At 57.7% G+C, this 19,455-nt stretch carries 14 protein-coding genes; 5 read left to right on the top strand and 9 right to left on the bottom strand.

Annotated features, from left to right (window positions below; all coding sequences use genetic code 11):
* Nucleotides 1-179 precede the first annotated feature (179 nt).
* The 5 genes from icmH to E1180_RS04930 all read left to right on the top strand — a co-directional run bounded on the left by icmH (nt 180) and on the right by E1180_RS04930 (nt 7,000).
* On the top strand, nt 180-842 hold the full coding sequence (icmH, locus tag E1180_RS04950; RefSeq protein ID WP_155189975.1) for a type IVB secretion system protein IcmH/DotU: 663 nt from the start codon (nt 180-182) through the stop codon (nt 840-842).
* Nucleotides 843-853: 11 nt separating this feature from the next.
* Nucleotides 854-4,495: a type VI secretion system membrane subunit TssM gene (tssM, locus tag E1180_RS04945; RefSeq protein WP_155189974.1), complete on the top strand. Its 3,642-nt coding sequence runs from the start codon at nt 854-856 to the stop codon at nt 4,493-4,495.
* A gap of 47 nt (nt 4,496-4,542) precedes the next feature.
* Nucleotides 4,543-5,283 carry a type VI secretion system-associated protein TagF gene (gene tagF, locus E1180_RS04940; RefSeq protein ID WP_155189973.1) on the top strand — a complete coding sequence of 247 codons (741 nt, stop codon included), beginning with the start codon at nt 4,543-4,545 and terminating at the stop codon, nt 5,281-5,283.
* Between the two features lie 69 nt (nt 5,284-5,352).
* Nucleotides 5,353-6,045, top strand: coding sequence for a PP2C family protein-serine/threonine phosphatase (locus E1180_RS04935; RefSeq protein ID WP_155189972.1), 693 nt, complete (start codon nt 5,353-5,355; stop codon nt 6,043-6,045).
* Nucleotides 6,038-7,000, top strand: coding sequence for a serine/threonine-protein kinase (locus tag E1180_RS04930; RefSeq protein ID WP_155189971.1), 963 nt, complete (start codon nt 6,038-6,040; stop codon nt 6,998-7,000). The genes E1180_RS04935 and E1180_RS04930 overlap by 8 nt, the downstream gene beginning before the upstream one ends.
* Before the next feature lie 30 nt (nt 7,001-7,030).
* Here E1180_RS04930 and E1180_RS04925 read toward each other — a convergent pair whose 3' ends face one another.
* Genes E1180_RS04925 through E1180_RS04885 form a run of 9 tightly spaced genes read right to left on the bottom strand, consistent with a single transcriptional unit; the run spans nt 7,031 to nt 19,166 of the window.
* Nucleotides 7,031-8,824 carry a type VI secretion system contractile sheath small subunit gene (locus E1180_RS04925; protein WP_155189970.1) on the bottom strand — a complete coding sequence of 598 codons (1,794 nt, stop codon included), beginning with the start codon at nt 8,822-8,824 and terminating at the stop codon, nt 7,031-7,033.
* 13 nt (nt 8,825-8,837) lie between these two features.
* On the bottom strand, nt 8,838-9,188 hold the full coding sequence (locus E1180_RS04920) for a hypothetical protein (RefSeq protein ID WP_155189969.1): 351 nt from the start codon (nt 9,186-9,188) through the stop codon (nt 8,838-8,840).
* The gene (locus tag E1180_RS04915) at nt 9,185-11,080 is read right to left on the bottom strand and encodes a tetratricopeptide repeat protein (protein ID WP_155189968.1); all 1,896 of its coding nucleotides are present in this window, start codon (nt 11,078-11,080) and stop codon (nt 9,185-9,187) included. The genes E1180_RS04920 and E1180_RS04915 overlap by 4 nt, the downstream gene beginning before the upstream one ends.
* Nucleotides 11,081-11,112: 32 nt before the next feature.
* Entirely contained in the window at nt 11,113-11,754 is a 642-nt protein-coding gene (locus E1180_RS04910) for a DUF3540 domain-containing protein (protein WP_155189967.1), read from the bottom strand.
* A gap of 26 nt (nt 11,755-11,780) precedes the next feature.
* Nucleotides 11,781-12,833 carry a hypothetical protein gene (locus tag E1180_RS04905; RefSeq protein ID WP_155189966.1) on the bottom strand — a complete coding sequence of 351 codons (1,053 nt, stop codon included), beginning with the start codon at nt 12,831-12,833 and terminating at the stop codon, nt 11,781-11,783.
* A gap of 29 nt (nt 12,834-12,862) precedes the next feature.
* Nucleotides 12,863-14,392, bottom strand: coding sequence for a type VI secretion system Vgr family protein (locus E1180_RS04900; RefSeq protein ID WP_155189965.1), 1,530 nt, complete (start codon nt 14,390-14,392; stop codon nt 12,863-12,865).
* 25 nt (nt 14,393-14,417) lie between these two features.
* Complete coding sequence (locus E1180_RS22735) at nt 14,418-14,783, bottom strand: PAAR-like domain-containing protein (RefSeq protein WP_425280899.1); 366 nt, start codon at nt 14,781-14,783, stop codon at nt 14,418-14,420.
* A 35-nt stretch (nt 14,784-14,818) separates the two neighbouring features.
* A complete protein-coding gene (locus E1180_RS04890) occupies nt 14,819-15,940 on the bottom strand; it encodes a pentapeptide repeat-containing protein (RefSeq protein WP_155189963.1) in 1,122 nt (373 codons plus the stop codon).
* Nucleotides 15,933-19,166: a DUF2169 family type VI secretion system accessory protein gene (locus E1180_RS04885; RefSeq protein ID WP_196220530.1), complete on the bottom strand. Its 3,234-nt coding sequence runs from the start codon at nt 19,164-19,166 to the stop codon at nt 15,933-15,935. Before E1180_RS04885 ends, E1180_RS04890 begins: the two co-directional genes overlap by 8 nt.
* Nucleotides 19,167-19,455 lie beyond the last annotated feature (289 nt).

Here is a 19,455-nt window from a genome sequence, read left to right as displayed (position 1 = left end):
CTCAAACGGCCGCCGGTTAAGCCGGCGACGAGCCGACGATCGCGTTTGTCAGCCAGACGGAAAACCAGACGTCTCAGTCACCCCAGCCCGGTAGCGGACCATCAGCTGCACCCGGTGCAACGCTTGAAGCCGCAACGTCTATTGTCCGGCTGTTCGACAAGATCCCCGAGCGTGTTCTCGTGCGCGCTGCCGCGCCGTTGATGGTTTTGATTGCGCAGTTGAGAAACTCCATCGACCGCGCCGATGTCCACACCCTGCGACAGGAAGTGGTTGCCGAAATAGACCATTTTGAGCAATACGCCCAAAAAGAAGGGGTCGATGCCGGGGATATCATCGCTGCCCGGTATGTCCTATGTGCCACGGTCGATGAAACCGTGCTTATGACGCCTTGGGGAAGCCGCAGTGAGTGGAGTTCCAACAGCCTGTTGAACCAGTTTCACAACGAGACCTGGGGCGGAGAGAAGTTTTTCAGCATTTTGGACCGAATCAAGGACGATCCGGGCCGTAAAATGCCTTTGCTGGTGCTTTTGCATGCCTGCTTAATGCTCGGCTTCGAGGGCCGCTACCGTGTGCTTGAGGGCGGGCGGGACCAGCTGGATGATCTGAGGAATGAGCTGTCCCGCATCATCAAACGGAACACCCGGATCAAGCCGGACCAGCCGCTCTCAGAAGTGACCGAAGGCGTAAAGGGCGGGCGCAAGGTCAGCTCCCTTCCGCCGATGTGGCTGATCGGTATCTGTGCAGCGGCCGTGTTGTTTATCGTATGGGCCTATTCTGATTTCATGCTGGAAGGAGAACTCGTGCCTCCTTTGAGCGACATTGAATCGCTCGAAGTCAGCTAGAGGGGCCGCGAATGTTCAGAACCTACTTCGCCAGCCTGCTCCGACCGGCCAGCCTTCTTATCCTGCTGTTTTTGATCCTGATTTCTGTCGCCCTCTACTTCTTCGGCGGCATTGTTACCGTGGCCGGCATCACGCCATTTGCCAACATGGAACCGCGCATCCTCGCAATCGTGGTTCTGTTCGTTCTGTTTTTCCTGATAACGTTCTTGCGCCATTTCCTCGCAAGGCGGGCAAATGCAAAACTGATCAACTCGATGCTCGCGAACGACGAGCTGGTCTCCATGGGACCGGACATGTCTGCGGACGAGGTCGAGCTGATCCGCGAACGGTTCGAGGCTGCACTCAAGAAGCTGCGTGACAATCCGCTAGATGGAAAGCGCAACCGGAATTTCCTGTTCGAGCTGCCCTGGTACATCATCATCGGCCCGCCGGGCACCGGTAAAACCACGATCCTGCGCAATTCCGGGCTTGAATTTCCGCTCGCCGAAAATGGCCAGGAAGCCCTTCAAGGGGTTGGTGGAACCCGGAATTGCGACTGGTGGATCTCCAACGAAGCCGTCATGATCGACACGGCCGGCCGCTACACCACTCAAGATGTAAATAAGGGTGTTGATGCAGCAGCTTGGAGCGGGTTCCTGGAACTTCTGCTCAAGTTCCGCCGCCGGCGTCCGATCAACGGCATTCTCCTTGCGATAAGCATCGAGGACGTTGCTTTGGCCGATGAAGATGCCCGGTCGCGCCAGGCCGAGATCCTGCGCCAGCGTCTTCGCGAGCTTCACCGCACGTTCGGCATGCGCCTGCCGGTTTACATCATGTTCACCAAGTGTGACCTGATCGCAGGCTTTGACGAGTATTTCGACGGTATCAAGGAACGGGACCGGGAACAGGTCTGGGGTGTCACGCTGCCTTATGATCAGCAGCAAATGACTTTTGGCCCGGCCTTCGAGCAGGGCTTTACGGATCTGGTTGCCCGCCTCGAAAAGCAGTTGCCCGAACGGCTGTCCGAAGAACGCAACAATGGCCGCCGCTGCCGGATCTACGGATTTCCGCATGAATTTGGTACCTTGTCGACGGTGCTTCGAAGCTTCGTCTCGGAAGTGTTCCGGTCTAGCCGTTACGAAGCCCAGCCTCTGCTGCGCGGTGTCTACTTCACGTCTGGGACCCAAGAAGGCACGCCCTTCGACCGGTTGCTCGGGGCGATGGGCAATAGCTTCCAGCTGGCTCCCGCACACCAAATGCCGCTGAGCGGGCAGGGAAAAGCGTATTTCATCAAAAATCTGCTCTCGAACATCGTGTTCCGTGAGCAGGATCTTGTTGGCGTCAACACGCGCCTCGAACGCCGTCTGGCGGCCATATACGCGGGCAGCATGGCGGCAATCGTGGCAGTTGTTGTCGGTCTGTCTGCTTATTGGTTGGCCGGTCTCTACCATGCGGATGAAACGGCGGATGAAGTCGAGGAACTGGCAAACCGCCTGCGGGTGATGCGCCAGGATGCCGACCGGGACCGGTCACTGATCAGCATCTTGCCGACACTGAATGCTGCTAAGGCAATGCGGGATGAGATCAAAGAAGAAGAGAACTGGCTGACTGTCATGCCGTTCTCGATTGAATCCCAGTCCAAGCTCTATCCGGCGGCGGAAAAAACCTACGAATCCTACCTGAGGGAATATCTGCTGCCGTCGATCACCTCCCGGCTGGAAGCGCAGATACAGTTGGTGTCGAACGCGGCAAACAGCAATTCCACGCTGCTGCGGGATCAGCTTGAAACTTACCTCATGCTGACAACGGGCCAGAACTATAATGCCAGCAAGGTTCAGTCGGCTTTCCGTGCGCAGAATGAGGCCGCCTTTATCCTAAATCCGGAAAACCGGGGCGCCATGCAGGAGCATATGAACAACCTCCTGCAGTTGCTTCCGATCCAGGCCGCCGTCGATCAACCGATCGTGCAGGAGGCGAGGGACCGGATCCAGCAGGTGCCGCAAGCAAGCTCGATCTACAATCGCATGGTGACGGATTCGGCGCAGCGGTACCGGGTTGCACCGGTCAATCTGACCACATCGCTCGGTTCAGGGGCGCTTTACATCGACAGCGCCACCTCGCAAGGGCGCAGCTTGATCCCCGGTTTTTACACGAAGAACGGGTTCTACAACTTCTTCCTGGCGCGCTTGCCGGAATATATCCGCTCCTCTACCGGCTCGGACTGGGTGCTTGGCAATCAGGTCAGCGACACCACCTACAACCGGCTGGCCAAGGAAATCGTGCGGATGTACACGCAGGATTACATCCGGACCTGGCGGGAAGGGATCAGCTACATCCGGGTGGTCGATATCGGCTCGCTCGGCCGTGCACAGATCGTTCTGCAGGACCTGTCCAGCCCGCAGTCACCTCTGACGAATGTCCTGAGCATCTTGCGAGAGAATACGCAATTGCCGCTTCCAGGCAGTGACACGCAAAGCCAGGCCGCCGGAGCTGCGGCCAACGCAGCACCAGCGGCAGCCGGAGGTATCGTGGCGTCTGCGAGCGAAGCGGCGCAAAAAGCAGCTGTTCAAACGGCCTTTGGGGATGCGCCCTGGCCCGGAATTGCCATCGAAGATGCATTCCGGCCGCTCAACAATCTGACCGATCCGACGGCTGGTCAGCAATCTCTGGACCGGGTGCAGCAGCTCTTCGGAGATCTTTACGGCAACGTTGCCGGGGTGGTGACCGCACCAGACCCGAACAAGGCGGCCTTTGACTTCGTCAAGGGGCGGGCACAAACACCGACAAACGATTCTTTCACAACCCTGCGCTCTGAGGCCGCGATCAAGCCGGAGCCCGTGCGGTCCATGGTGCTGTCCATCGTCAACCGGACATGGGATCTGTTGAACAAGTCCGCCTATCTTTATTTGAATGGCCGCTGGAAAGATGAGGTCGTCCCTGCCTGCAACAGCATCATTGCCGGCCGGTACCCGTTTGATCCGGGAGCCAAGGAAGATGTTGCCCTTCAGGACTTTACCGACCTGCTCGGCCCGTCCGGCGTGATTGACGCCTATTTCAACAACTATCTGAAACCATTCGTCTTGATCCGCGGCCGTCAGTACACCGAAGTCCAGACCCAGGGGGCAGGACTTGGGCTATCTGCGGAAGCCTTGAACCAGATCAGCACGGCGCAAACCATCAAGGATGCCTTCTTTGCCAAGGGCGGCAGCAGCCCAGAGGCGAAGTTCACCATCCGTCCGTCTTTCCTGGACCCAAAGGCGCTCCGCTCGACCTTGAAAATTGACGACGAGACCATGATTTACCGCCATGGTCCTGTGCGCTCCAAGGATTTCTCATGGCCGAGCCAAGCCGATGCCAGTGTCGCTCAATTGTCGATCACGCTGCTCGACAACTCCAAGGATACGGTCCAGCAGGAAGGCACTTGGGCCATCTTCAGGCTGCTTAGCGAATCCGGGCTGTCCCGCGTGACTGGTCAGGACCGGTTCGTGTTCTCCATAACCAAAGACGTGAAAATCGAGCCTAAGCCGCAGGTGCCGCCGGCACCGGCGCCAAACCGGGATACTCAAGGTGAGGTGGAGAAGATTACCGGCAGCTTTGCGCTGATTGCCGGGAGTGTCGTCAATCCGTTCAATCTTGGGCTCTACTCCTCCTTCCGCTGCCCGGCGTCCCTTTAAGGGACTGGGTGCTTGGAAGCAGTTTCAGACCGCGGGGGCATTCGGCCATGACCATATGCGGCTATTTTGGGAAGCGCCCGATTGAGCGCGACTTCGTCTATGACGGGCTGCCCGCCAGGGTGACCGATGCCTGGGCCGGTGCGGTCAGCAGCTGGCTGACCGGCTGCCGCGACTTTGACCCGCAGACCTGGCACGGGGCCTATTACAGCGCCCCGGTTTGGCGCTTTGCGATCCCCAAGGGACATCTCAGCGACAGGGCCTGGCTGGGCATGCTGGCAGCTTCGGCGGACGAAATGGGGCGCGCCTTTCCGCTTGTGATCCTGATGGATGCGGACTGTCCGGCGTTTTCCAACGACGTTTTGTTTCATGTCGATGAGGTCATGGACCGGCTGGAACTGTCACTTTTGGCCTTCGTTGCCGGTGAAACCACGCGGCGGGAGTTTCAGAACAGGATTGTTGCTGCCGCCGCCTCCATCAGGGCGGCACTGCAGGAAGACATCCCACAGATATCGGTGACATTCCCGGATCTTGCCAAGGACGAGACGGCGCTGTGCATGCCTTGGGCCCATTTGATCGCGCCCAACGAACATCCGGAAGAGGTTCTGATCTACAAGGAGGCTCATGGTGAAAAGGGCCCCGGGCAACCGGGATTCTGGTGGCATGAAGGCTCCCCGGACCGGGTCAGCGAGTATTGTGTGTTCTCACGGATGCCGGCCGCACCTGCGGCCATCGGCATGTTCATGGGCCAATGGCAGAGCTTTGGCTGGAAAAGCAGGGAAAACGGATAAACACCCTAGTGCTGTGGCTGTGCATCACTGCTAGGTTGGACTTCCGATTTACGTTTCAACGACCCCTGCATGAACAAGATTGAATCCGCCCGCTGCAGTTTTTCCTGTGAGGCTGTGAGCCGGCAGGGGCCACGGCATATCCGCAATGAGGACGCATTCCTGGTCGCTCTAGATACTGGCCTGTTTGCCGTTGCCGATGGCATGGGCGGTCATCGCGACGGCCATCTGGCCAGCCGGTCCTTTGTGGACGAGCTGAAGACCCTGAAGCTTGATGGCGCAGCGGACATTGAAGAAAAACTTCAGCGCATCGATGCAGCCTTTCACCGGGTCAACGAACGCCTGTTCGGGTCCTATCTGGCGGATCCCGAAAGCGATATCTCCGGCTGCACCGGCCTGACACTGACGCTTCACGAAAACTATGCCGGTTGCCTTTGGGTGGGCGATAGCCGCCTTTATCTCTTGCGCCGTGGCCATCTGTTTCTTGTTTCCGAAGACCACTCCGATACCGCCGGGCGCCTGACCAGGGCGCTTGGGGCTGCGGAGGACATGGATGTGGAACGCCGCATCATCCGGACCGAACCCGGTGACACGTTTGTTTTGTGCACCGACGGGTTGTTCAAGGGAGCGGATGAGGAACTGATCGCCAACACGCTGGCAGAAGGCAGCGAGGGGGCTGCGGACCGGTTGTTGGCAAGAGCCATTGCAGGCGGTACATCAGACGACATCACACTGGTTGTAGCATGGGTCGATTTCCATGAGTGATGACAGTTCGGATCTGGGATATAGCCTGGCGGTCAAGACCTGCCGCTGGGAGGACACTCCGGCGCTGCAGCCCGGACAAGTGCTCAAGGACCGCTACCTTTTGATCAAGGAAATCGGTGTCGGCGGCCAATCCAAGGTCTACAAGGCGCGGGATCTGGTTGCGTATCGCGCAGGCCTCGACAATGTCGATGTGGCCCTGAAACTGATCTGGGACAACACCGATGTGCAGAAGGACTTTGTGAGTCTCGTCCACCGTGAAGCAAGACGGTTGAGGGACCTGGCGCACCCGAACATTGTGCGTGTGTATGACATGGACCAGACCGGCGCGCTCCATTTCATGGTGATGGAACTGTTGTCCGGGAACCCGCTTTCAAAAGTCCTGAAGCAGAAGGATCAGCGCCAGCTGGAAATGCAACATGTTCAGCGCATCGTCCATGATGTTGGAAGTGCGCTGGCCTATTCCCATTCAAAGGGCATTGTGCATTCCGACCTGAAACCAGGGAACATCTTTATCAATGATGATGGCTCCATCACATTGATAGACTTCAATATTTCCGCGCCGATCGCGCCGCATATGCGCGAAAAGGAAGAGAGCACGCTCAAGATCCTGGTGCGCCTTGGAGCCGTCACACCGGCATATGCATCCCCGCAGCAATTGCAGGGAGCAGATACATGCGAGGCGGACGACGTGTTCTCCTTTGCCCTTCTCATCTACCTGTGTCTGGCCGGTCACCGGCCCTTCGGGCCGAAAAACGCGCTGGAGGCCATGGAAGCTGGAGTGCGGCCCAAGCGGATCGAGCACGTGTCTTCGGCGCAGTGGAAGGTTCTGTCGCAGGCCCTGGCTTTCGAGGATGAAGAGCGTACGGCGTCAATCGCCGAATTCGTGGCCGGCTTTCAGCTCGCGAGCAAGCAGACTACAACGGGCTGGCTGCGGTCACACCTCAGCTGGACCTAAACCGCCGGATATAAGGTATTTCAGGTTTCTTTAGCGACCGATCCGGAAGCCGAAGGGCTTGGTGATGCCGGGCACACCTGCAACGGTTGCGTCAATGTCCAGAACGTTGTCGCCGTCCTCATCCGTATCGGCGGTCACCTGGAAACGGACCCGGTCCATAAGGCCATCTGACAAGAGGTTCAGCTGGTCTTGCAGCCGGGCAACCGTTCCGGACATGTCCGCAGCATCCGGGGGAGCTTCTGAAAAGGCGACCTGAAGCAAGGTGTTCAACCGGCCCAAAGACAAGGCGTGGGTCAGATTGGCCCGTCCGTCCTGCGCATCATCAGAAACAGACCGGGCAACACGTGCGCTGCCGAAATAGACACTGGTCCGGTTGGCCTGTCCCTGAAGCGCATTGATCCCCGCACTGGCAAGCGACTCGGCTGCATCCGGTGTGACATGGGCCAAAACGCTGTCTGCGAACACCCTGCCTTTCGCGTTCCGCTCTGTCGTTTCCAGATCGTCTATTTCAAGCCGCTCGCCTTGGGGAAGGCTCGGCCAGCCGTCGGCGGCTTGCCCGCGCAAAAGGGCAAGGAGAGCGATCCAGGCGGACGGCATATAGGCTGCCGGCTGATCCTCAGCCGCGGCCGTCGTGACGCCATCATTCCAGAAAAGGCCAAGGCTACCCGCCGGTTCTGATTGCCGCAAACTGGAAAAGTGTTCGAAGCCGGTCCCCTCCAGCAGCGTATGCGGTGTGTCGAGCAGGCCAAGGTCCGTTGCAGGCAGGCCGGCGAAGTCCGGAAAAAGGCCGGCAAACACGCAAGAGGCGTGCTCGGCGGCCAAGGCCGCGTACCGTTTGAGGTCTTGGGCCCCCGCCTTTTGCAGAGCCTGACGATTGGCACAAAGAAGAATATCGAACGCAGCCGTTGCAAGGAGGCTGCCATTACCCTCCAAAAGACTGGCCGCTTCTTCTGCTGGCATATCCGTATCGACTTGCACCAGAAACAGCCGGATGGAGGTCTCTCGCGGCAATTCATTCAGGAGCGTTTTCAAGGACAACCAGTTTTCCAGAACCAGGGATAGCCGCTTGTCTTTCAGGAACAGGAGGCTCTGGGCGGTCAGTGCTGCTTCGGCTTCCGGTGTGCCGGAAGCGGCGGACACCCCATCATCCTGCGCTTTTTGGGATGGGGTGCCGGATGTGGTTTGTGACAGGAACGCTTCCACTGCCTGCTTCGCAAGATCCTGCGTTTGCGGGCTATCGGGGCTCTTTTTGGGAGCGTCAACCATTGAAAAGAGAGCATCTAACCCGTCATCTTCACCCGTTCCGCCATCTGCCGGGCTGGCCATGGGCGTCTGCGGTGAAGCTGTGTTTGGGGCATGATCGCCGGATGACGATTGCGCTTGCGAGGTAGAAGCCGCTGCCCCGGTTCTTGAAATCAGGCCGGCGATCTTGTCGAAGCGCTGGCCGGCATCTCTCAAGCCCTGCGCGCCACCGGCTGCCAGAGCGGTCTTGATATCTGAAGTGAACTGAAACTGTTTGACCAGATTTGCCGGCTTGAAATCACGCGGACGCGTAAATGACAGCTCCTCGGACAGGACGGCCGGAAGACTGCCAAGCAGATTCTCCGCCTCGACGGTGAGGGTGGGGGAAAACTGTTCCAGGAGCTCTGCCATGTCCTTGCCGGTGATTTCCGCGCTGGTCCCTTGCTTTGCGGCAAAGTCACCGAAAATCAGAACACGGAATGCAGGCGGCGGCGTGCGTGCGCCCGGGCGCTGAGACCCGTCGCCAAGTCCAACCGAAAAGGATTTGATACCTGAGGTTTTGTCATCGTCCTGGTCGGTCATGACGGTTCTTGCCCTATCGGATATTGACGACGGTCGGTGTGGCTTCGATCGCCAGGAAGGCCAGCGTCTTGCTGTCAATCACGACCCGGCCTTCCACATTGTAACCCGAGCTTTTATCGGCTGCTTGGCCGGTCACCGAAAACTCGACCGTTTCACGGCCATTGATCTTGCCCGACCCCACGGGAATGATTGTGAGGTTGAGGGTAAGTTTTTGCCCATCGCTCATCAATTCGGTGGTTTGGCCAAGCGCCGTCACGGAAGATTTTCCGTCCAGATACACCTTCGGAGAGCGGTTGCGCAGATAATCATAGAGGCAGGCCTGAAGGGCAATCGGCTCTTGGGTGGCGGGGCGCCAGGAGGTCATTGCGTGGTCTCGCTCGGCTGTGGAAGGGTGTCTAGAATGGAAGATCCGGTTGATTGGATCAATGCATGCAGCTCGGGCATGGTTTCCGCCCAATGCGCAGCGCGTGGTGCGGTGATGCCTTTAAGTGTTGGATACCACAAGCATCCATCTCCGGTGTGATACCAGTACCAGGGCTCTGAGTAGGTGTTCAGCACGATCCCGGGTTTTCCAGACGCCCCCGCAGCATGGAGCACAAGCGTGTCCGGACCGATCACCATGTCAAGGCAGCTGATCAGGGCTGCCAGGTCCGGCATGGACTGAAGATGGCGCCCGGCATCGATCACGCCGGCATGTCCGGAGAGCTGCTGGCGGCTGTGATCCCAATTGGTTGCGATCAATGTTCCGGGGAAACCGCTGACGGCCGGCATGAGTGTGTCAAGGGTCAGCCCGGGCGTTGCCTCGTTCCAGGCGATGCCGATCCAAGGACGCGGGAACTCTGACAGGGCAGACTGCCACTTTTCGTTATAGTTCGGCTGACTGTGCAAATAGGGAAGACCGCTGGCCGGTTTCCCGCGGACGGCTTCAGGAAGCTTAAGGATTTGAGAGACGGGCAGGGAATAAGGATAGCCGTCCGGAGGGCTCGCGCCTCCCGGTGCATCATTTGCAATATAGGTGGTGTAGCCGAACATTCTGGCGAGTTGGGAAAGGGACCCTGGGCCGGCCAGAGGCGTCTCCCTGCCATTCCCGATGGTGCCGAAGAACCGGGCCATCACCATGAATTCAAGGTTTGTAAGCCCCGGATCCAGGAGGAGAACCGCCTGGGAGGAGCGGGCCTTGATCGCCTCGGGATTGTCGCGTTCCGCTTCCGGCAGTTTCAGCGTCTCGTAAAAAACCGGAGCAACAGTGTCCGCGGCCTCATCAATGCGCCCGGTCGACAGATAGGCATCCCTCAGGATGCTCTGAAGCCGTGCCCGGACAGGGTCGGCCAGCCGTGCGGCACTGGGTTTCAGGGGCTCCAACAGGGCAATTGCCTTTTCCGGCTCGCCTGCCAGGCGATAAGCCGCGCCGAGGGTCAGGGTCGCTTCCATCCGGTCCTTGGCTGCCTTGGCCACCGGTGCGAATTCCTTGAGCGCCTGTGCAGCATTGCCCCGGTCAGCCATGATCTTGATGTAGACAAGCCAGATCGGCATCAGTTCCGGGAACATGGCTTTGGCCCGGCTGGCAACGCGCAAGGCATCGGAGTGTTGTCCAAGAGCCGATGCGTTGTTTGCGATTGCGAGCATGTATTCCGGGTGATTGGGTTCTGCCAGATGCGCTTTTTCCAGAAAAGGCGTCGCTTTTCCGTGATCCCCGAGTGCCGTCAGGATCTGACCGACAAAAGCGTTCAACCTTGCATCGTCCGGCAACAGGGTCAGAGCATCTTGCGCAATCGCGAGCGCAGGGGGAAACAGGCCATAGGCAAAGTAGAGCTTTGCGATCGCCTGAAGCACGTCCGCATCGCCACGGTTGCGCTGGAGAACGCCATTGAGCAGAAGCTCGGCTTCCTCCAGTTGTCCGCGCGTTGCAAGGAACTCGGCTTTCAAAAGAACGGATTGTGAGTGGGCAGGATCCAGGGCAAGCGCGCGCTCGGCCAATTGCTCGCCTTCTTCCGCCTTGTTGCTCAAAATGAGTGCCTTGGCCGCGAGCGACAGAAAATCCGGGTCCTGTGTTGCCTGTCCGGACGCGCGGGACAAGATGGCCTGTGCCCCTTCAAGATCACCGGATTCCAGGCGGGCCTTCAGCAGGCCAGAGAGCGCCTCCGGATGACCCGGAGAAATGTCCAATATGCTTTCAAACAGCAGCGCCGCGTTGTCATGCCGTCCGGCATTGGCATGGTCTTTGGCAGCTTTCAAACGGTCATCGACCAGAAGCATGGTTTTGTCCGGTTCTAGGGTTTGGTCGAGAGTTAGCCAACGCTGACACGTTTCGCGTCAAGGCGAACGTCTTCCTGCGCCGTAATCATGGAGATATCGCTGTTCTGGGTCGCAACGCTGTCAATGTTTTGCACCAAAATGCCGGCTTTCAACGTTTCGGTTTCCTTGACAGCACTGGTCCGCGTCTGGGCGGTCGTGGAAATGCTGCGCGCATTGACCAGCTTGTCGACAATGGTCTCGAATGACTTCGTAAAGTTGCTGATCAGTTGCTTGCCGGTCTGGGTCACGTTTTCCGCCAGAACTGCGAAATGGCGCGCATTCAAATTCACCTCAGGTGCTTGCACAGCGAGCTTCCTGGATGCCTTAAGCGTTACGTTCTGAGCCCCTGCAACTCCAATTTCGGCAGCGACCTCGTTATGCCGTGTCAGCACAGACAAGATATAGGCAGTGTCGTCTTGCTGAAACACCAACACAGTATCCCCGATTGCCGGTGCGAGCAGACATCCCGCGGCTTGGTCCGCGTGGATTTGGGCGCCGCCCTGAAGCGTGACCATTGCTTCTTGTTCGGTGATCAGCGCGGTTACAGTGCCTGTTTCCAGCCCGGCAGCTGCTGCAGCGTAAGCTGTTTCAGCGGATTGCGCTTCTCGGGCAGTTGTTTTTTGTTTTTGGGTCATGTGCCTGTTCTTTATGGTTGAACGCGTCAGATCTGGGCTGTGCTTGCGATCTTGGCCTCCCAAGCTGCGATCATTGCTTTCACATTGACGTTTTTGCAATCGGCTTGGATCTGCTCGGCCGTGACCATTCCGGTCCCGGCTTTGACGGGCGTGGATTCGGCTTTCACAGCAGTCGTCTTCGCTTCAACGGCCTTGCCCTTGAATGAGGCCTTCATGAAACTGAATTTGCCATCTTTGATCTCGGTCTTGAAGGCAAGGATATCAATCTTCGCGATGCCAATGTCGGTCTTGAGGGCGTAGAGCGTGATTTTCGAAATCGGTTCTATGTTCAAAGACACGGCCAAGGTGAAAATGAACTCTCCGGCGAACTTGATGCTCAACGCACCGCCATAAAAGAACTTGTGGTTTTCCGCGTGATGAATCGACGTGGTTTTTTCGTGAACCTCTTTGTACTGCTCAGCATGGTAGATATCGTACTTATTGGCTTCGTAGTATTTTCTGGAAACACTGGTCACCTTCTCGTACTGTTCGCCATTGACCGTCTTCGTATCTTTAAAGACGGTGGTCTCCAGATCCCCATTCCCATCAGCCGCGATCAGGTAGATATTTTGCGCAGCGCTGTTTGAATCCGTACCCGATTCGATTGTAACCGAGCCTTCATCCGACTGGACATGGATGTTGCCCGCCGTGTTGAGATACATTTTCTCGCCACCGCGGACCAATATCCGGCCGTCACAGGCCATCAGGATGCCCTTACCGCCACCGGCTGCGTTGGTATAAATCGCGGCGGCGCTCTCATCCTCTATATGCTGTGCCGGATAGTAGGCGGAATAGATATCGGAGCCTGCATTATAGGCAGTCTCTTCCACATCCGAATACTCGCCGAGCCGGAGGAGAGTTCCCAGACCGCTGTCGTCGGTCGAAGACGATGCGCTGCCTGCAGACGCTGGCACGTAGAAGTACGTGTATGTCGTCTGATAGTGCGTCCCAGTGTCGTCCTGAACAAGCGCGTCCTCATCGGTGAGCGTTTTCAGAACGTCAATTTCAGTCTGCAGGTCATCAAGAGTAACGCTGGACATTCCCTAGTCCTCCTCGGATCAAGCTAAGGTCAGGCCGACCCGTCGCTGATTTGCATAATAATACCTGATGCGGTCCGCGTCCGGTGAGCAACATTCTGATTGGTTGCCGTAACAGGATTCACTTGCTCGCCGTTCGAAACGGCACCCAAAATAACCGGCCTGTCAGGGTCACCGTGAAGGAACCCCAGCAGGACCTCTGTTCCGATCAGAAGCGTAGAGTGTGAGCCATAGCCATCTCCGCCGCCATATGGCTCCATTTTCCGGACCACATAGCTTGCCTTGCCCTTCGACAAGCCGCTTTCCTCGTCCAGGATCCGCACCCGGTAGCGGCCAGCCTTGTCGAGTTCGGCACGCTTTCCTTCGGTTTCCCCGTCAATCACGGCAGAAAGATACCCAGGAATGCTCGGCTTTGGCGTTACGAGCAACGGCCGGAAACCACCGTCAAACGGCACGCAAACAAACTCGTTTTTATATGGCTCCGGACTCATGTCGCTGGAACTGAAGCCCAAAGGCGTTGTGTTGGTACAGCTGTGGGTGACTTCCGTGATGATGTAAAGGCCGTCCAAATCGCTAATCGGGTGATCCGTCAGCTGGAAGAAAAGGCCGGGCCGCATTTGCGGAATGTTGCTGGTCCCACGGTACTGCTGGCGGGTATTCTCGACCAGTTCCGCGCGGCGCTTGGCGATAAAATTGCCTTCCGAAACGGTTGCGTAATGCTCGCCGTAGCGGGTGGTGACACCCTGGCCGGGAAAGCTCGTATCCTGCGACACGCCCAGGTCCACCTTCGGTGTTTCCTCGTTGTATTCGCGAAGGGCCACCGAACCGCTCTGGGTGATGAAGGACTGGTTGAAGGACCAGATACCGAAATCGCCGGTCCCCAGAACTTGTTCACGGCTGCGATAGGGCAGTTTTTCGCTAATTTTGCTACCGGACAACTTCGTGAAGTGTTCCTTCCGGTCGCCGAAAATCAGTTTCTCCTTGTCCGACGAATGATCGAACGAGAAGAAAATCCCGAAGCGCTCGCACATCCGGCACAGGAAGTTCAGGTCGTCTTCCCGGTATTGCATGACGAAGTGCAGCTTTGGATAGTCACCGGCAGACGGCAGCATGTCGAACTGGATCTGGCGCGGAACCCGCTTCGAAGAGGTCGTGGAGTTCTTCTTGTTCGCATCGCTCAATTCGCTTTGCACGATATCGACGACGGTCACATCCTTGTCGGTTCCGTATACCTGGTTTTGTGCGCTGTGACGCAGCATGGCCAGTTCCGGTTCCAAGACGAAACGATAGCAAAACTGACGGTTTGGTGTGGGGTCACGTGTTTCAGCCCCGCCAATGACACCGACGACCTGGAGCTTCTCCTGGTCCATTTCCAGCGTGAGGGTCGCCGTCTTGCCCATCATGTCGGGCAGCTTGAGCGGATCCTTCGTCACAGTGTCGACCGTGAACCGATATCCGGCGTTCAATGCTTCCGTACCTTTGACGCGCTCCACATAAACATCGCTGCGGGACATGCCCGGGAGCGTGATGTTCATATGGGCTTGTTTGCCTTCATTGCTCATCGTCACGTCTCCTTCTTGTCAGCTCTTATGACAGGCTGAGCATTCGTATTTGTGAAGGCACCAACGTGGTGCCAACTGAATTGGGGGACACGCCATTTTGGAGTGTCGGGTCAAGCAGTGCGCGGGTTGCGGGCATGCACTGAAGAAAGAGTTTAACCGATCCTTTGACGTTCCGGCTGTTCGAGCACACCATGCCTGACGCAACACCGGGTCCTGGGCCGCTGACCGTGACCGGAGCCAGGTTCGCCATGTTATGGGCTGGCATGCACATCAAGAGTGTACGGAAACAGGTTGGAATTTCCGTGGACCGGTAGCCCATGGAAAACAGCGGAATCGGCACCGGACCGGCAGGGGTTGTCTGCAGGTAAATGTCCGGCACCGAGAAATCCATGCCGGGAATCGGTCCTTGAGAGTTTACAAAGCACATCAGATACGTCCCCCGTTTTGTTGTCCGTCGCCGTCGAGGGCGACTTTATCGGGTTGATACAATTCGGCGATCGCCCGGTCCGCATCGGTGCCGATGCGGTTTCCTGTCGTTCCGAGCATGACGGTTTGATCTGTTTTTGCCGCATGAAACTTGGTGTTCGAAAAAGCGCTGGCCGACAGCGAGGCCCCGGAAAGATCCGCATGGGACATATCCGCCTGCCGCATGTCGCATTGCTCAAACAGGACGGCCCGGCAATCGGCTTCCTGGAAAACGGCCGAGAACATTTGCGAGTTGTTAAACCGGGCGCCTGACAAGCTTGCTCCGGCAAAGTTTGACAGGGGAAACTTGCTGCCGCTCATGTCGACACCGTCCAGCTTGCTCTTGGTGAAACTGGTCGTGTTGGCCGACACACCGCGCAGCGTGGCGCCTTCAAAGTCGCATTCCGCAAAGACGGATGCGTTCAGATTCGCGCCGTCGAGATTGGTTCCCTTGAATTGCGCCTTGTGGAAGGTGCAGTGCTGCCAGGATTGTCCGGACAGATCCAGGCCTGACAGGTTGGCGTCAGCAAAGACGGCGATGTCGATATAGGTTCCGGTGATGTTGACCGGCCGCAGGTCTGCGTCGGTCAACATGAAGTTGGACAGAACCGCATTCGCAAAGCTCGCCCCCTCCAGTGTGGTGTCGAGCAGGGCGGCGCGGAAGAAGGTCGCGCCGGAAAAGTCCGTCCCGTCCATCTCCGGCTTTGCGAAGGAGACCTGGTCGAAGCCGCTGCCGCTCAGTTTTGCATTTTTTATCGTTCCGGCCGCAAACTGGACCCGTTCCACCGGGGTGTTTTCCAGAACGGCTCCATCGAGGTTGCAGCTGACGAATTGAGTGTTGGTGAGGGTGCTGTCATTGAATACAGCACCTTTCATATCGCAGGAGACAAATTGCGCATTCGTCAAGATGGATCCGCTAAAGTCGCATCCGCTCAAATCGCACTCGATAAAACGGATCTCCTTGAGATTCATGTTCTTGAAGGACATACCGGCGGCAATCCGCAGCATGACCGGTTGCTCATGCGCGTGAAATGCCACGATATCGTCGAACGTGATCGGCTTTCGGTCTGGCATCTTAGGCATGGGTCGGTTGCTCCATCATGGTCATGCCAAGGTTGGCGCCGGAAAAGTCACAGCTGGCGAGTTTTGCTTCCAGCAAGTTGGCCGCATAAAGGTTGGCCGAGCGCATGGAACAGCGCCTCAGGTCCGCACCTGTCAGAGCTGCGCCGAAAAGGTTGGCGCCGAAGAAGTCGCTCCCGGCGAAGTTGGACCTGCCAAACAGGCTGTTATGGAACGAGGCCAGTCTGAAGTCGTTCACTTCCATGTCGCATGTGTTGAAGAAGCAGCTGTTGCACTTTGCCCGCAGGAAGCAGCATTCCGACATTTTCGCGGTGTTGAAAGAACACTCGGTTGCCCGCAAGCTGTCGAACCGGGATTGCGTGAGGTCACAAGCCCCCATGAAACCAACCGACAGCCAGTCCCCTTCCACGAAAGACGAGCCGGCAGCGGGCACTTCCATGAAACCGATCCGTTCAAGCCGGCTTCCATCCATACACACGCCGTCCATGGGCAGTGTCACGAACATCGTTCTGATGATACTTGCCTGCGCGGCCGACAGACCTTTGGCAGATCCCATCAGGAACTGGCAGTCACTCATGTTTGTCTGGTCAAGTTTCAACGCATCGAGTGTGCACTCGATAAACCGGACCTGACCCAAGTCTGCGCCGCTGGCGTCCGTTCCCGTCCAATCAGCGTGGATGACGAGAAGCTCGTGCATTTTCGCGCGGACCAACCGGGCCTGCTTCATTGTGGTTTTGCTGAAGTTTGCCTTGGCCAGATTGGTATCCGTGAAATCCACCTCATCCAGCACGGACCCGGCAAACACGGCACCGGACAGGTTTGAGCCTTTGAAGGTGGCACCGGTCAGATCGGTCTGCTCGAAGAATGTGTCCGTCAGGTCCATGCCGCTGAAATCTGCACCGCGCAGATCAGCTCCGGCAAGATCGGCGCCCTTGAAATCGTAGCGCTCATCCAGTTTTTGCAGAACGAAACTGCCGAGCCGCGCGGGGACATCTGCGGGCAAGGCTTCGAGCGGGAACAGCGGGGCTGGCGATTGCTGGCGCGAAGTGACCATGCTTTCGGCGATTGTTTCATCGGCCTCATCAAGCTTTTCCTTCGCGCCCTCTACCGAGGAGACCGCCAATTCGCCCGGAGACTTGCCTTCGATGTCAGGCTGGCCTTCCGGCTTGATGTCCTGAACCCGCTTCATCAGGTCCTGGATCCGCTCCTGTGCCGAGCCATCCTTGGGAAGGATAGGCGAGTCGATCTTATCCAGCGCCTCGCTCAAGATCTTGGAGGGATCGTTCGCCGGGTCCAAAAACCCTTCCGTACCGTCCTCCGGGAACAGCTGAACCAGGGGCGCATCAGGCCCTTCCGCCTGAGGGGCCGGCTTGGGCGATTCCAGATCACCAATCATCTTGGCGAATGTGTCATCGATGGCATCGGACGGCGTTGACAACTGGCTGTCCAGGTTGTCCAGCGGCGACAAATCCATTTCATTCATGGCTTTGCGGGCATCGGACAGAATGCTTCCCTCCGGCATGCGCATGGCACGCGCAACCGCCTTCTTGTACTGGGCCTCGATTTCTTCCGGATCGATTTCCTCCTCTTCGTCGAAGAGACCGTCCAGAACATCGTCCAGCGCCTTGGCAGCATCGTTGCCGCTCTTGAATTCCTCGGGCAGGTCCAGATCGGAGCGTTCGCGCAGCGCGGTCAGTTGCCCGGTCGCTTCACTCAAGCCTTTCTCCAGATCCGGATCGAGCTCAATGTCTGGGAATTTTGCCATGAGCTCATCGTCCACGATGGGCTTTTTCGCATGTGGCGGCAGCAGTTTAGGCGGCGTTGCGGCCACGATGGCACGCCGCTGCAATTCCGCCTTGACCATCTCCCGGTCGCGTTTTTCCCAAACCGCCGTCTCGACCGCTTTCACATCGTCCAACAGTTCGGCAAGATCCAGATCGCCGTTCTCGATTTCTTCCTGTGTTGGGTGTGCGACCAAGGGAATGTCGTCAATGATGTCGCTATTGGGAGGCGGTATCAGATCACCCGGCAGCCCTTGATCTTCGAGCATCTTTTGGGCAGCCCAATTCTGATTGTCCATGAAACGCGCGCGATCCGCGGCAGCCTTCTCCAGCTTCGCCTGGCGTTTGGCACTGCGAACGGCCTGATCGACTTCCGGCAGCAGCTGCCAGTCGGCTAGCGCATATTTGTGCGCGTCATCCTTTGAGGTGCGTTTCTTGAAGACGTCTACATAGTAATCGGCCGGACGGCGCGGCGACTCCAGATCCTCGATTGCCACCATCAGGTTCGTGATGTCCTCGGCAAACCGGTCCTTACCCCGGATCAGGCCCCGGAACGCCATGGTGGCTTTCTCGACGTTCGGAAACAGCGTGATCGTGTCGCACCGCATGGTGGTCTCAACCAGATCATTGCTTCCATCAAGCTTGTAGAAACACCGTGCCATCAGGCGCGGGACTTCTCCGCCCGTCGACCCCGTTCCGCGTGACATGCCGGTGATGGCAAATGTCTCACCACCTTCAAAGAAAGCGTCGAAACGCTGTTCTTCCGGCATTTCGCAGTGATACAGGGGATTGAAGTCATCCGGTTTGACTGGCGATACATGGTCGATCCAGTGCTGATCATAAGTGCCGAGGTACCTCAGCCGTGCCGCATCGTCGGCGGGCAGGGGGCCGAAATGGGCTGGCATGGGCAGATCATCGACCGATTTGATCAGGTTACGGGGATCTTCGACATTGGGCAGCGGTGCATCGTAGCCGGCCTCGGCCATCTGGCGCGCGCCGAAACCCTTGCCCCGTTGATTGGGAGCATAGCCCTGGCCGCCAAAGGCCTGAACGTCGCCAATGGGCATCTGCATGAACGGCTCGGCCCGGGTCATCTGAATACCCTGGTCGGTCAGGCGCCAGTAGCGGTTGCCAAAAACAGCAAGTTGTTTTTGAAAGGAGCCGAAGCGGACGCTCACCTTCATGCCTTCAACGGGGGTGTCGGCGGGCGACAGGGCGCTGCCCGCAATCATCAGTTCCGCGCGCGGTTTCAATTGACCCTTGTCGAACACGGCACCATTCGGCATCTGGTCGGTCACCATCGGCCACAGTGCCTGTTCGGTCAGGAGGCGGCCTGGTTCGGCAAAGTCGAACAGGACAAATGCCGAGACGGTTGTCAGGGCTCCGCCTTTAACCGCCTCCGTCTGGTGCGCTACCGAGATCCGCGATGGTTTAATGATCGCTGGCAAGTGTCTTCTCCGTCTCCGTTTGCCGATATCCGGGAGCTTCCGCTCCTGCCGTTCTGAGTGTTCGTTTTCAGATGCTGCCGGCCGGGACCTTCTAGGAAGCATATGACAGCGGGATATCAACTATAAAGCGTTTACCAGCCTAAGGTGATGGACGTGTCACCAAGGGTCAATTGCATTTTATCTGCACACCGTAAAACCGGTTTGGTTAACGCAAATTCGAAAAGTCCTTTAGAATCAATGCGCAATTGTTTCCGGCCAATTTCTCCCAACTCCCTTTGATCTGGAATTA

The organism is Roseibium denhamense (assembly GCF_009711415.1).
Classification (GTDB): domain Bacteria; phylum Pseudomonadota; class Alphaproteobacteria; order Rhizobiales; family Stappiaceae; genus Roseibium; species Roseibium denhamense.
The sequence above is the reverse complement of the archived record's forward strand: the minus strand, read 5'-3'. Positions and strand labels throughout refer to the sequence as shown.

What these genes read in the sequence shown, in the direction of transcription:
- E1180_RS04935 (WP_155189972.1), top strand. Translation starts at nt 5,353, where the DNA reads ATGAACAAGATTGAATCCGCCCGCTGCAGTTTTTCCTGTGAGGCTGTG.
- tagF (WP_155189973.1), top strand. Translation starts at nt 4,543, where the DNA reads ATGACCATATGCGGCTATTTTGGGAAGCGCCCGATTGAGCGCGACTTC.
- E1180_RS04930 (WP_155189971.1), top strand. Translation starts at nt 6,038, where the DNA reads ATGAGTGATGACAGTTCGGATCTGGGATATAGCCTGGCGGTCAAGACC.
- E1180_RS04915 (WP_155189968.1), bottom strand. Translation starts at nt 11,080, where the DNA reads ATGCTTCTGGTCGATGACCGTTTGAAAGCTGCCAAAGACCATGCCAAT.
- E1180_RS04925 (WP_155189970.1), bottom strand. Translation starts at nt 8,824, where the DNA reads ATGACCGACCAGGACGATGACAAAACCTCAGGTATCAAATCCTTTTCG.
- E1180_RS04905 (WP_155189966.1), bottom strand. Translation starts at nt 12,833, where the DNA reads ATGTCCAGCGTTACTCTTGATGACCTGCAGACTGAAATTGACGTTCTG.
- E1180_RS04900 (WP_155189965.1), bottom strand. Translation starts at nt 14,392, where the DNA reads ATGAGCAATGAAGGCAAACAAGCCCATATGAACATCACGCTCCCGGGC.
- tssM (WP_155189974.1), top strand. Translation starts at nt 854, where the DNA reads ATGTTCAGAACCTACTTCGCCAGCCTGCTCCGACCGGCCAGCCTTCTT.
- E1180_RS04910 (WP_155189967.1), bottom strand. Translation starts at nt 11,754, where the DNA reads ATGACCCAAAAACAAAAAACAACTGCCCGAGAAGCGCAATCCGCTGAA.
- E1180_RS22735 (WP_425280899.1), bottom strand. Translation starts at nt 14,783, where the DNA reads ATGGATTTCTCGGTGCCGGACATTTACCTGCAGACAACCCCTGCCGGT.
- E1180_RS04890 (WP_155189963.1), bottom strand. Translation starts at nt 15,940, where the DNA reads ATGCCTAAGATGCCAGACCGAAAGCCGATCACGTTCGACGATATCGTG.
- E1180_RS04920 (WP_155189969.1), bottom strand. Translation starts at nt 9,188, where the DNA reads ATGACCTCCTGGCGCCCCGCCACCCAAGAGCCGATTGCCCTTCAGGCC.